This window comes from Paenibacillus uliginis N3/975, assembly GCF_900177425.1.
Classification (GTDB): domain Bacteria; phylum Bacillota; class Bacilli; order Paenibacillales; family Paenibacillaceae; genus Paenibacillus_AQ; species Paenibacillus_AQ uliginis.
This window is the reverse complement of sequence record NZ_LT840184.1, coordinates 2,125,284-2,139,006: the sequence shown is the minus strand read 5'-3', so window position 1 is coordinate 2,139,006 and position 13,723 is coordinate 2,125,284. Positions and strand designations below refer to the sequence as shown.

The following is a 13,723-nucleotide window of genomic DNA, read 5'->3' as shown; positions in this document are numbered from 1 at the left end:
GTTGGTGCACAAGGTGTAATTTAGTTCCATTCTAACCCATCACAAAGTGAAGAAGCAACCGAAGACAAACCCTCGATTGCTCCCTGCGACATTACATACAGAAAATATGCTGTCCTATGGTTTTCACTTGAGGACGGGTCCATATCCACTCAGAAGTAGCCGTTTTCGGGTTGAAGTAATAGAGACATCCTCCCGAAGGATCCCAGCCATTTAAAGCCTGGAGAACCGCTTTTTTGGCAGTTTCGTTCGGCTCCAGCCAGATTTGTCCGTCAGCTACAGCTGTGAATGCTCGAGGTTGGAAAATAACACCTGATGGTGTGTTTGGAAAGCTCGGTGATTTGACACGGTTAAGTATGACAGCAGCAACCGCAACCTGTCCTTCAAACGGTTCACCGCGGGCTTCACCATAGACGGCATTCGCCATAATTTTCAGATCATTGTCTGACAATCCCATCGGATTGGCAGAAGAAAGCTTAGCATCCTCTTTCTTTTTGCCTGTGTTAGCAGCCCCGCCTTCATGAAGCTTAGGCTCTGTTGGACGCCAGTCTTTCGTAGCATTGTACAACTTAAGTTTTACCTTAGGACCAACAATACCATCAACCTTCATACCGAACTCGGATTGAAACCATTTGACAGAACCTCGTGTCTTAGAGCCAAAAACACTATCAATTTTACCGTGATAAAACCCTAAATGCTTTAGTCGTCCCTGTAGCTCATATACATCCTCACCGGTGGAACCGAATTTCACAATAGCCTGGCTGAAAGTCGGCAAGGCTTCCTGCGTGAGTGGAGTACTTTCGGTTTTCGATGTGACCTTTGCCTGGGAGAAAATAGACGCCGTTATCAACACCACGACACCGGTAAGTAGCCAAATCTTTGCGTTTTTCATGCTGCGCTCTACCTTTCTCTTGTGATTTAACAGGATCGCTAAAGTTATTATGACAAGCATGCCTGTTTCCTATGCACGACCTTCCAAGAGGAAGTAGATCTGTCACTCACACAATGCAAAAAAGAAACGGTTTGCCCCTCCCTAAGGCAAAACCCGTTTCTAAATTGTAATTAAAATTGTGCTATCACCTACTGATTCGTACGCGCAGCGTCTCACAACAGACGAAGGGGGCGTCCCAGGTCAATAGACCTTTTAGGACACCCCCTGATATAGTTATGAACTGACTCGACTCTGCTGATATTGTTCCATCGACATGAGAACCTCCCGCGGCTTACTGCCCTCGTAAGGACCGATAACCCCTCTGGCTTCCATTGAATCGATCAACCGTGCAGCACGGGTGTACCCGACACGCATACGCCGCTGCAGCAGAGATACCGATGCCTGCTTCGCTTCCAAAATAATACCTATCGCCTGATCATACAGTTCATCCAGCACCTCATCATCGGAAGTTGAGGATTCATCTATTTCAGGAACAAGAGACTCATCATATTCCGCCTGCCCTTGATCACGGACAAAGCCTACAATATTCTCCACTTCCTGATCACTCATAAATGCGCCTTGAACCCGAACAGGCTTTGATGATCCCATTGGCATGAACAGCATATCACCCCGGCCGAGTAACTTTTCTGCTCCGGCCATATCCAGAATCGTTCTGGAATCGACCTGTGACGATACACCGAACGCGATCCGGGAAGGAATATTCGCCTTGATGACACCCGTAATGACGTCTACAGAAGGACGCTGAGTGGCAATAATCAGATGGATACCCGCCGCACGCGCCATTTGAGCGAGACGGGTTATCGCCTCCTCCACATCATGTGCTGCGACCATCATCAGGTCGGCAAGCTCGTCCACGATAACGACAATGTAAGGCAATACCGCCGACGGATTATCTTTCATCAGTGTGTTATAGCCTTCAATATTCCGTGTACCCGATTTGGAAAACAATTCATAACGTTTTTCCATTTCAACCACGATCTTCTTGAGAGCCAGTGAAGCCCGTTTAGGATCGGTCACCACTGGAGCCATCAGATGAGGAATTCCGTTGTACACATTCAACTCGACCATTTTGGGATCGACCATTAGAAATTTCACTTCATCCGGCTTGGCTTTATACAGAATGCTTGTGATAATCCCATTAATACATACTGACTTACCGGAGCCTGTCGCACCAGCTACAAGCAGATGGGGCATTCGGGCAAGGTTCCCGACAATAGTCTGTCCAGAAATGTCACGTCCGAAAGCAATGGACAGCTTAGACTGTGCATCATGGAACATCGGCGTCTCCATTACTTCCCGCATCGTTACTATAGATACCTCATTGTTCGGTACCTCGATACCAATTGCTGATTTGCCTGGTATCGGCGCCTCCATACGGATGTCCTTGGCTGCAAGGGCAAGTGCAATGTCATCCGTTAAACTTACAATCCGGCTGACTTTCACTCCGATATCCGGCTGAATCTCATACCGGGTTACAGATGGGCCACGAACAACCTCCAACACTTTAGCACGGACGCCGAAGCTTTCAAGAGTAGCTTCAAGCTTACGGGCTGTCTGCATGTAGTCATTCTGGTCCCCCAGCTTACCGCCGTTGTTAGGCTTGGAGAGCAAACGGAACGGAGGAAGCTTATAAGGTTTCGGTGGAGGCGGTGGCGGTGTGAGAGGAGTGCTCTCTGGGCCCTCCTCTCCTTCAGAGGTATGTCCTGAAACGGGTTTCGAGGCATGTTCTGCCATTCCCGGTTCCATCTCTCCAGCGCCTTCAGGTGCACCATCCGTTGCAGTCTCTTGGAGATGTGCAGAGTCCATTTCATCCGGTTCCTCTTCCTCCACTACATCTTCATGCTTAACCTGCTCGAAGAAATCCCGAATAATGGGTGAGGTCGGAGCCGGTGATTGTATACTCGCATCCCCCGGCATGTCATAATCGAATGAGTGATCTTCTACCGGATCCATGCCAGGAAAGCCTGCTACTCCCATGGCAGCTGGACCGCCCTTGCCCGAAGTCACAACGCTGTCCTGAGCCGCTTGTTCTGCCTTATTCTTAGACTTAGAGCCCTTGTTACCAAATAGTTGGAAGAATACTGGCGATTTTCGTCTGGACAACGACATATCAACATCATCCAGATCATCACTGTCATCATCTTCATCCTCATACACCGGAAGACTCTGCGGCTTCTTTCGTTCAGCCTTCGAAGCTGAAGCTTTAGCCTTGGTCTGGCGTCCCTGCATTTTCTTCTGTAGATGTCCACTTGCATTGACTAAGCGGGTACGGAGCATACGCATAAGATCCACATATGACAGATTTGTGATCAGCATAAAGCTAATGAACAGCATGACAATCATAATGAGACGGGCACCAATTCCGCCAAAAAACATAAGCAGGAGAGAAAACTGCAATGCACCTGCATAGCCTCCGCTAATATCCCTTCCCATCACCGGATGGTTTCCGTCCGTTTTACCATGCAAAAGCTCACCTTGTAAATCGCTATGTATCTGGGTAAGCACATTACCCGAGTTCAGTTGCCCAATCGGGGCCAGCTTCGGCTCCAATCCACTAATACTGCTCATCAAGGTCAGGGACAGGACTAGCAGAAGCACCCCGGTTCTACGGCTGTTCCAGCGCTTGGGCCATTTCCGGTGAATCATCACCATTAATCCGTAATAAATTCCGATCAGGGGGATTACAAAATAGTATTTGCCCAGCAGGTATCCTGACATTTTAGATAAGGAGCGTCCTACCGGTGCCTCTCCGGATAATGCAATCACCGAGAGTGTCATCAGTATTATTCCATATATTTCATACTTTAGGACCGAGGCAAATACAGCCCTTTTCTTTCGCTTGCGTTTTGCCAATAGTGTCACCCCCGAAGCCATATTATAACATATATTCCGGTGGCGTACCTATGTTCTGTTTTCAGACTTTAGCCCTATTTTGTTCAATGACAGGAACGAACGAAATGGTACTGCCAGGAGCATAAAGCGGATTTAAATAATCCCCAAGCTCACAACTTAGCAATCGTATTATTTTTGCCTTGTTGTCACTCAGCACTTCGACCTGCATAAGCAGGCTGCCAATTTGGAGGTCCATCGTTTGAGCCGGTTGATGAAGCTGAGTTTCTTCCATCCAGATCACTTCATGCGGCATCACGGTGTATAGCGTCATTGGGTAATACCTCCTGAACTAACACTTTTCCGTTCTCCAATCATCCCGTTCAATCTAGCCAAAGCCTGTCCGATTCCGCCCACTTGATTCATTAATCCGTATTTCACAGCGTCTATACCTGCCACAGCTGTACCGATATCCCGGTTCAACTCGCCCGTTTTAAACATCAAATCTTTGAATTGTTGTTCAGTGATTCTGGAATGGGATGTCACAAAACGGACGACCCGCTCCTGCATTTTCTCCATATATTCAAAAGTCTGCGGTACCCCTATGACCAGCCCGCTCATCCGGATCGGATGAATCGTCATCGTCGCACTTTCAGCGATGAAGGAATAACTCGAAGCTACCGCAATCGGTACACCGATGCTGTGACCCCCTCCAATGACAACGGTAACGGTCGGTTTCGTTAGCGAGGCTATCATCTCTGCGATAGCAAGACCTGCTTCTACATCTCCCCCAACCGTATTCAAAATAATGAGCAGTCCTTCAATCCGTGGATTTTGCTCTGCAGCAACCAATTGCGGAATGATATGCTCGTATTTGGTCGTCTTATTTTGCGGCGGCAGTACGATATGTCCTTCAATCTGACCGATTATTGTCATACAAAAAATATTGGACTCACCGCCTGCGGGCACACTGGTTTGCCCTAATTGCTGGATTGTATCTATGACCGTCGGTTTTTTATTCTCTTCCGATGGGACTGCCGGAAGTTCCGTCTCTCCTCGAAATGCTGATCTTCTACCGTTAACTGAGTTGTTTTCCATATCTGCACCCTACCTTATATCATAGTCATGTTGCACTATAGTGTAGTATGGCAAACATACAGACCGGATTATGCCTTTGTAGAACATCTTCGTTACTTTTTGAGTGGTGCACACAATATAAAAAGCCCCTTTCGAGGAAACCGTCCAATATTACCTGCGAAAGGGGCGACTGTGTGCCTGATTATTCTGTTGGTTTGTAAAAGATTAGACTTCCATAATGATCGGAAGAATCATCGGTCTGCGACGTGTTTGCTCGTAAAGGAAACGTCCCAACGCATCTTTTACACTTGTTTTAAGTGAAGCCCATTCATTAACATTTTCACTCATTAGCTTCTGCAATGTACTCGAAACGATTCGGTTGCTCTCTTCCAGCAAACCTTCTGATTCACGTACATATACGAAACCGCGGGAAATAATATCTGGACCGGATACAATGGATCCGTTTTGTTTACTAAGAGTAACAACTACAACCAAAATACCATCTTGAGAAAGCAGCTTACGGTCACGGAGCACAATGTTGCCAACATCGCCAACACCCAGTCCGTCGATCAGTACGTTACCAGCTGTCACTTTACCGGCTTTGCGTGCAGAACCACCTTGAATCTCAACAATCTCACCCAGATCCGTAATGAATATATTGTCAGGATCAACGCCTACGGATTCAGCAAGCAACGCATGACGACGCTGCATACGGAATTCACCATGAACAGGGATGAAATATTTCGGTCTCATCAGGTTCAGCATAAGTTTAAGTTCTTCCTGACTTCCGTGTCCAGATACGTGAACACCGGAATTGGAACCGCTATAAATAACATCTGCACCGAGACGGAACAGTTCATCAATCGTGCGTCCCACATATTTTTCGTTACCTGGTACAGGTGTTGCTGCAATAATAACAGTATCACCAGGTAAAATATCCACTTTACGATGTGTCGAACGAGCCATGCGCGTCAATGCAGACATCGGCTCGCCTTGACTACCTGTACACAGTACTACCACACGATCGGCAGCCATCTTGTTAACTTCCTCTGGTTCAATTAACATTCCGTCTGGAATGTGAAGGTATCCCAAATCGGAAGCGATAGATACGACATTCACCATGCTTCTTCCGATAACAGTCACTTTGCGACCCGTAGATTCCGCCGCGTTCATCACTTGCTGAATCCGGTGTACGTTTGATGCAAACGTTGCTACAACAACGCGCTGATCCGCTTTGCGGAATATATCTTCCAACACGATCCCGACGTTTTTCTCGGATGGTGTAAAACCCGGTTTCTCTGCATTCGTGCTGTCTGACAGTAGTGCCAGAACACCTTTGCTTCCGATTTCAGCCATACGCTGCAAATCGGCATACTGGTCATTGACTGGAGTATGATCGAATTTAAAGTCACCTGTATGAACTACACTACCTTCCGGTGTGTCGATGCAAATACCGACAGAATCCGGAATACTGTGATTTGTTTTGAAAAAAGTAGCTTTCAACGTGCTTCCGAGCTGGATTTCTGAATCTGCATGAATCAGAATTCGCTTCGTTTCGCCCAGCAAATTTGCTTCCTTCAGCTTGTTCTCCACCAGACCCAGTGTCAGCTTTGTTCCATACACAGGAACATTCAGATGTTTCAATACGTAAGGCAATCCGCCAATATGGTCCTCGTGTCCGTGAGTCAGCAAAATGCCTCTCACTTTGTCACGATTTTCAGTCAAATAGGTAATATCAGGAATAACAATATCAATTCCAAGCATGTCCTCTTCCGGGAACTTCAATCCCGCATCCACGACAACGATGTCATTGGCATACTGAATGACATACATGTTTTTCCCGATCTCACCGACGCCGCCCAGGGCGAAAATCGATAGTTTATCGTTATTTATTTTTTTAGACAAATGAATCTAACCCTCCTATAGTTTTGGACGTCCACCAATGTTATATTAAATTTCAAAAATATACCGCACCCAGTCACTTGAATTCATTATACATGAAGAAAAAGTCAAAACACAAGTCACCCACCCAGTAAGGCATAGGATACCCCTAAAAAGCGGCGTTTTATAAAAGAAAAACCGCCTTCTTGTGTAAAAAAGGCGGTTTTTCGGGATTTATGGGATAAATGCATATTATTTGTCTTCGTAACTGTATGAATTACAAGTCTTCGAGCACTTTTCGGATGTATGCAGACTCGCTTTCGCTCGGGGAAATCAACGGCAGGCGGACTCCTCCTACCTTATATCCCTTCACTTCAAGAGCATATTTAACAGCTGACGGATTCGGGAGCGGATCCGGGCATTCGAACAATCCTTTATATAACGGGAAAAGCTTCTGGTGCAGTTTGGCGGCTTGTTGCACTTGACCTCGGACATAGGCATCAATCATATCCTTCATCACGGAGCCAGCTACATGACTTGCCACACTTACAACCCCGTATGCACCTACCGACATTGCGGGTAGAGCAGCGGAATCATCGCCTGAATATACGATGAAATGTTCAGGTGCCCCCGTAACAATCTGGGTTACTTGTTCCAAGGAGGCACACTCCTTGGTCGCCATAATGTTAGGTATTTCAGCAAGTCTCAGTGTTGTTGCAGTACTTAGGCTGATTCCTGTTCGCCCTGGTACATTATATAGCATGATCGGAAGCGAGGTTGATTTCGCAATAGCTTCGAAATGCCGAAACAGACCTTCCTGATTCGGTTTGTTGTAATATGGCGCCACGAGAAGAATCCCGTCGACACCGCATTGCTCAGCTTTTTGGGTTAGCTCTATGGAGTGAGCCGTGTCATTGCTTCCTGTTCCCGCGATGACTTTGCTTCTTCCAGCCGCATGCTCCTTAACAAACCGGAATAACTTCAGCTTCTCATCTTCGCTTAACGTTGGGGATTCTCCTGTAGTCCCTGCAACCACAATGGAATCAGACTTCTGATCAACAATTAAATAATCGATCAGCCTTGCAGTCTCGTCCCAATTAATCTCACCATTTGCATCAAAAGGGGTAACCATGGCCGTAATCAATCTTCCGAAATCCACAATGTTTCCTCCTTACCTATTTTGGCAAAGCCGAGTAATCAACAAATTTTACCGGTGAAGCTCAAATTTACTGTGAAGCGCCCGAAGCGCCTGAACCATATCCTCTTTTTTTACAAGGACCCATATCGTTGTATTTGAATCTGCCGATTGGAGTATTGGAATATCATGCTCGCTGAGAGCTTCCACGATTTTAGCCATGATCCCGGGAACACCGTTAATGCCTCCCCCGATCACAGAAACTTTAGCGCAGCCTGACAGGCTCCTCGGTTTCAGGTTTAATCCCTGCAATGCCGATATCGCTTTCTCCGAGTCACTATCAAATACAGTATACAGAACTCCTGTAGGAGTAACGTTAATAAAATCGACGCTTATCGAGTTTTCAGCCATTGTTTTGAACACTTTTAACTGGAGACCTTCCGTACGGTCACACTCCACTGAAATCTGTGTAATGTTGCTAACATAAGCCACACCGCTAACAAACCGGTCAACGAATCCCATCTGCACATCATGAAAGCCGTCTGGTTGCGTAACAAGTGTCCCCTCACTATCCGTAAAGGTTGAACGGACTCGAACAGGTATCAACGATTGCATTGCAATTTCGACCGCGCGCGGATGAATGACTTTCGCCCCTTGATGTGCCATATTGCAAATTTCTGTATAGCTCATATGGCTTAGCGGTCTAGCATCCTCAACAATTCTGGGATCGGCTGTCAAAATACCGTTCACGTCTGTATAAATATCGATCATTTCTGCCCGTAGCGCAGCGCCCAGCGCCGTGGCTGACGTGTCACTGCCACCCCGTCCAAGTGTCGTAAAATCACCGGACTCCGTCTGTCCCTGAAATCCAGTCACAATGACTACCTGGACATTCTCCAGTTCTGCTCGAACCCGGTCCGGTTTCACATCCAATATTCGCGCGTTGCCGAACTGATTATCTGTGATAAATCCGGCTTGAGCACCTGTAAGCACAGTCGCTGTAATCCCCTCATGCTGAAGAAGACTGCACAGTGTTGCTGCCGATATAATCTCACCGCAGCAGAGCAGCAAGTCTTTTTCCCGAAGTGGAAGGCCGTTACCGTTCTGCTCACTCCAATCTAGAAGTGTATCCGTTGCATAGGGTTCTCCCCGACGGCCCATCGCCGACACGACCACGACCAGCCGATACTGCCGGGCAAGCTCACGGCGAATATGTTCAATGACATGGGTTCTTGCTTGTGGCGAGGATAACGAAGTACCGCCGAATTTTTGAACCAGAATGCGCATGTGTATTCCTCCGTTGTTTATGCCGGAGAACCAATCAAGGCGCCGATGGAATGAAACGGCCAGCTTTTAAGCCTGGCCGTTTCGTTTGGAAACGATGATTTCTGCAATTTGCACAGCATTCCAAGCCGCGCCTTTTAGCAGGTTATCCGAGACGATCCACATATTCAGGCCGCGGTTATGTCCTAGATCACGGCGCAAACGTCCGACAAATACGTCCGGTTTGCCTGCCGCATCCGTTGCAAGGGGATATGCCTGTGAAGCAGGATCGTCCACAAGTGTAACACCCGGAGCGGCTTCAAGCAGCGTCTTTACATCTTCCAGCTCGTAGTCGTTCTTGAATTCAACATAAACAGATTCAGAATGACCATGTACAACCGGAATTCGAACGCAGGTAGCCGTAACTTCAATGGATTCGTCGCCCATTATTTTTTTGGTCTCACGGACCATTTTCATTTCTTCCAAAGTATATCCGTTATCCGCAAATTTATCGATCTGCGGAATAGCGTTAAACGCGATCTGATGCTTCACCGGGAGCGATCCGACCGGCAGAATGTCCGGCTGAACATCGTTTCCTGCCAGCACTTCCTTACTCTGGCGAAGCATTTCCTGAATTGCCTGGCTACCTGCACCTGATACAGCCTGATAGGTGGAAACTATGATGCGGGATATACCCAAAGCATCATGTAGCGGTTTCAGCGCAGCTACCATTTGAATCGTAGAACAGTTAGGATTAGCAATAATACCGTTATGTTCATCAATCTTCTCCGCATTTACTTCCGGTACGACCAGAACTTTGTCCGGGTCCATGCGGAAAGCGTTCGTGTTATCGATGCATACAGCTCCATGACGTACAGCATGCGGTGCCAGTTCTTTACTAACATCTCCACCTGCGCTGAACAATGCAATGTCAACGCCTGCAAAACTGTCGGGGGTTGCTTCTTGTACTGTAACATCATGACCTTTGAATTTAACGACCTTCCCTGCGGATCTAGCAGAGGACAGAAGCTTCAGTTCAGCAATCGGAAAATCCCGCTTCTCTAAAAGTCCTAATATCTGTTCTCCAACCGCTCCCGTCGCTCCAACAACGGCCACATTAAACTTTTGCTCGTTCATCTGGCATGTCTCCCCTTCATGATATAAACTGTCTCTGCTACTGATTCTAAACCTTATGCTGAATGAAACCGTTCAATGATCATAGGCTGCAGCTGTTTCCCCTCAAGTGCTGCATAACAGGTTTCCGGAATTAGTTCCATTCTGGCAACAAGCGAATTCGGTTTCTGCTGTGGATTATCCTGTCCGAAAGGAACAAAATAAATATTTTTCGTGACCAGCAGTTTTGCGATATTTGCAGCATTCAATCCAAGTCCGTCGTTCGTCGAAATAGCCAGCACAAGCGGCCGGCAGTTTCTCATTTGCGCTTTGGCTGCCATCAAAACAGGACCATCCGTCATGGCGTTAGCCAGCTTACTTGTTGAATTTCCTGTGCAAGGTGCGATGACCAGAACATCCAGAAGCTTGGAAGGGCCTAATGGTTCCGCCTCAACAATTGTAGAAATAATATCATTACCCGTTATATCTTTCAACTGTTTCTGCCAATTTTCCGATGTGCCGAATCGGGTATCCGTCGTCATAATCGTTCCTGATACGATCGGCACCACATTTGCACCGCCGTCTTTAAAGCGCTTAATTTGCGGCATAACTTCTTCCAGCGTACAGTGTGAACCCGTTAAAGCATAACCTACCGTTTTACCATTCCAATTCATTTACGCATCCCCCCGAATCTTGATTTCCTCTGAAATCAACTCCACTAACGTGTTGGCCATAATGATACCGGCTGTTTTTGGAGCTACGATTCCGGGTAGTCCAGGTGCAAGCATAGCTTTAATGCCCCTTTTCTCAGCATAACGGAAATCACATCCGCCAGGTGCAGAGGCGAGATCGATAATAACAGCCTCATGGGGCATCTTGGATATAATCTGTGCTGTGACAATCATCGTTGGAATCGTATTAAATAGCAGGTCAATATCTGACACTTGTGCACCCAGATCCTTAATTAAAAATGGCTTCCAGCCCATTTCCTCTGCTCTAGCGAAATGATCGCTTTTGCGGACACCCATTTTTATTTTGGCGCCTAATCCCTGCAAACTCCTAGCCATCGTAAATCCAGTCCGTCCCATACCTAGCACCATACTGGTCGATCCATGTATCGTAAAATCTGTATTTTGAATGGCCATCATCAGTGCGCCTTCCGCAGTCGGTATAGAGTTATAAATCGCCACGTCATCACGCTCCAACAGCTCAACCAGCTTGATGTTATTTTTTTCGCACAGAGCCCTCAAGTAGCTCTTAGCCATGCCCGTATAAACTACTCCGTGTTTCGGCATTGCCTGGATGTGTTCCTCCTCCAGCTTTAAAGGCCCTTCCGCGTACAGTGCGCCGATCCGGCCCTCATCATCACAGCCAACGACGGGCAGCACCAGGACATCGGCCCCCGACAGCAGCTCAGCCGTAAGAGGCTCTCGGGCTACTCCCTGGAAGGAATCCTGCAATTTGTCAAAGCCGGCAATCGATACAGACGCATCCATCTCGGCACATTTTCGAATAACCTCAATCTGTCGTGCGTCTCCGCCAATAAAGACGGTACGGACTCCTGTCAGCATGCAAGGCTCGCTCCTTTCCCAACCAAGTATAGACCATCTTATGCGGGAGCCTAAAAATAGGTGAGCGGAGCGTACTTGAAACTTCTGCCGATATGTTAATCGATCAAGGAACATACAAAAAAACCGTTCCGGAAGTTCCGGAACGGTTCAATAGAATAATGTTCTATTCTTATAACTCCAAACTAAAGCACGTGTCTATTTGCCTGTATGTCCAAATCCACCGGCTCCCCGAATGGTATCCGATAGTTCGTCTACCTGTACAAATTCAACAGACGGCACGGTTTGAAACACCATTTGAGCGATGCGCTCGTTGCGCTCAATCGTAAACGATTCTTGTCCCAAGTTGATCAGCAGCACTTTAATCTCACCGCGGTAATCAGCGTCAATTGTACCTGGTGAATTCAGGCATGTAATACCATGTTTGTATGCCAGTCCGCTGCGCGGTCTGATTTGGGCTTCCAACTCCCCTGGCATGGCGATGGCAATACCTGTTGGGATCAGCTTTCGCTCTCCTGGCATCAATACAACCGGTACCTCCACAGCAGCATGCAGATCAAAGCCGGCTGCAAGCTCCGACATTTTGACCGGAAGTTTCACATCTTCATTACCTGGCAGTCTGTTAATTTGAACGTAATGCAACAAATTCGTCCCTCCTAATTTTGTTCAGCGCTTTATCTGAAGATCCAACCATGGCTAGAGCGAACGGGGTTTCAAACATACGGTTGATAACCTTTTGGACATCTTCCATATTAACCTGTTCAATGCGCTGAATCATTTCGTCCAGGCTGTAATGGCGGCCTAGCATAAGCTCATTTTTCCCGAGACGGTTCATGCGGCTGCCCGTGCTTTCCAAGCTGAGAATAAGACTTCCCTTAAGCTGCTCCTTACCTTTATGAAGCTCTTCTTCCGACATTCCCTTCACAGCCAGATCCGACAAGATCTCTTTCGTCAGCTCAAGTACATCCTTCGTCTGTTTAGGTGCGGTACCGGCATAAATAGTAAACATACCGCTATCCGCATGAGAGCTATGATAAGAATACACGGAGTAAGCAAGCCCCCGTTTCTCACGAATCTCCTGAAAAAGACGTGAGCTCATGCCGCCTCCAATGGCGTTGTTCAGCAAGACCATCGCATACTGGAGCTCATCTCCAATCGAACTGCCGGGAAAGGAAAGACAAATATGATTCTGTTCCGTCTTCTTCTTATGATAGATCAGTCCGTCCTGGAAGGCAGGCACGGTTAGTTGCTGACTTGAACCATTGTTCTTAAAAGCGCCAAAATGACGCTCCAGCAGTTCAATAACACTGTCGTCAATATTCCCGGCCAGGGCAATTACCGTATTCTCAATCGTGTAATGACTGTTCATATACGATCTAAGAGCATCGGAGTCCATCGCTTCGAGACGTTCTTTCGTACCTAAAATTGGATAAGCCAGTGGATGATCCCCGTAAGCGGAAAGAGACATCAGATCATGAACTAGATCATCCGGTGTGTCTTCATACATAGCGATTTCTTCAAGAATTACATTTTTTTCTTTTGCCAGCTCTTCCGAATCAAGCCGCGAATTAAAGAACATATCCGACAACACATCTACAGCAATCGGAAGATGCTCATCCAACACCTTCGCGTAATAACACGTATATTCTTTCGAAGTAAATGCATTCACATTGCCGCCTATCGCATCGAACTGTTCTGCTATCGCGCGGGCATCAAACCGGTCGGTTCCTTTAAACATCATATGTTCAATAAAATGGGTAATCCCGTTTATATCCAGCGATTCATTGCGGGATCCGGTTTTGACCCAAATCCCGAAGGAGACCGAACGACATGTCGGGATTTGTTCCATAACTACTCTCAGGCCGTTTGACAGCTGTATTTTTTTCACGAAAGGCCCTCCTAACTGCT

At 47.0% G+C, this 13,723-nt stretch carries 12 protein-coding genes; all 12 read right to left on the bottom strand.

Annotated features, from left to right (window positions below):
- Nucleotides 1-91 precede the first annotated feature (91 nt).
- The 12 genes from sleB to B9N86_RS10050 all read right to left on the bottom strand — a co-directional run bounded on the left by sleB (nt 92) and on the right by B9N86_RS10050 (nt 13,703).
- On the bottom strand, nt 92-889 hold the full coding sequence (gene sleB, locus B9N86_RS10105) for a spore cortex-lytic enzyme (protein WP_208918922.1): 798 nt from the start codon (nt 887-889) through the stop codon (nt 92-94).
- 273 nt (nt 890-1,162) lie between these two features.
- On the bottom strand, nt 1,163-3,823 hold the full coding sequence (locus tag B9N86_RS10100; protein ID WP_208918914.1) for an FtsK/SpoIIIE family DNA translocase: 2,661 nt from the start codon (nt 3,821-3,823) through the stop codon (nt 1,163-1,165).
- A 40-nt stretch (nt 3,824-3,863) separates the two neighbouring features.
- Nucleotides 3,864-4,112: a YlzJ-like family protein gene (locus B9N86_RS10095; RefSeq protein WP_208918912.1), complete on the bottom strand. Its 249-nt coding sequence runs from the start codon at nt 4,110-4,112 to the stop codon at nt 3,864-3,866.
- Nucleotides 4,109-4,876 carry a ClpP family protease gene (locus B9N86_RS10090; RefSeq protein ID WP_208918910.1) on the bottom strand — a complete coding sequence of 256 codons (768 nt, stop codon included), beginning with the start codon at nt 4,874-4,876 and terminating at the stop codon, nt 4,109-4,111. Before B9N86_RS10090 ends, B9N86_RS10095 begins: the two co-directional genes overlap by 4 nt.
- A gap of 204 nt (nt 4,877-5,080) precedes the next feature.
- Nucleotides 5,081-6,760, bottom strand: coding sequence for a ribonuclease J (locus tag B9N86_RS10085; protein WP_208918908.1), 1,680 nt, complete (start codon nt 6,758-6,760; stop codon nt 5,081-5,083).
- Nucleotides 6,761-7,013: 253 nt separating this feature from the next.
- Nucleotides 7,014-7,895 (bottom strand): 4-hydroxy-tetrahydrodipicolinate synthase, encoded by an 882-nt coding sequence (gene dapA, locus B9N86_RS10080; RefSeq protein ID WP_208918907.1) that lies wholly within the window; start codon nt 7,893-7,895, stop codon nt 7,014-7,016.
- 48 nt (nt 7,896-7,943) lie between these two features.
- Nucleotides 7,944-9,158, bottom strand: a complete 1,215-nt coding sequence (dapG, locus tag B9N86_RS10075) for an aspartate kinase (RefSeq protein ID WP_208918906.1) — start codon at nt 9,156-9,158, stop codon at nt 7,944-7,946.
- Nucleotides 9,159-9,224: 66 nt separating this feature from the next.
- Entirely contained in the window at nt 9,225-10,271 is a 1,047-nt protein-coding gene (locus B9N86_RS10070; protein ID WP_208918905.1) for an aspartate-semialdehyde dehydrogenase, read from the bottom strand.
- 53 nt (nt 10,272-10,324) lie between these two features.
- Nucleotides 10,325-10,921 (bottom strand): dipicolinate synthase subunit B, encoded by a 597-nt coding sequence (locus tag B9N86_RS10065; RefSeq protein ID WP_208918904.1) that lies wholly within the window; start codon nt 10,919-10,921, stop codon nt 10,325-10,327.
- Complete coding sequence (gene dpsA / locus B9N86_RS10060; RefSeq protein WP_208918903.1) at nt 10,922-11,818, bottom strand: dipicolinate synthase subunit DpsA; 897 nt, start codon at nt 11,816-11,818, stop codon at nt 10,922-10,924. It lies immediately after the preceding gene.
- Nucleotides 11,819-12,013: 195 nt separating this feature from the next.
- Entirely contained in the window at nt 12,014-12,460 is a 447-nt protein-coding gene (gene dut, locus B9N86_RS10055; protein WP_208918902.1) for a dUTP diphosphatase, read from the bottom strand.
- Nucleotides 12,438-13,703: a M16 family metallopeptidase gene (locus tag B9N86_RS10050; RefSeq protein WP_208918901.1), complete on the bottom strand. Its 1,266-nt coding sequence runs from the start codon at nt 13,701-13,703 to the stop codon at nt 12,438-12,440. Before B9N86_RS10050 ends, dut begins: the two co-directional genes overlap by 23 nt.
- Between the last annotated feature and the right edge of the window lie 20 nt (nt 13,704-13,723).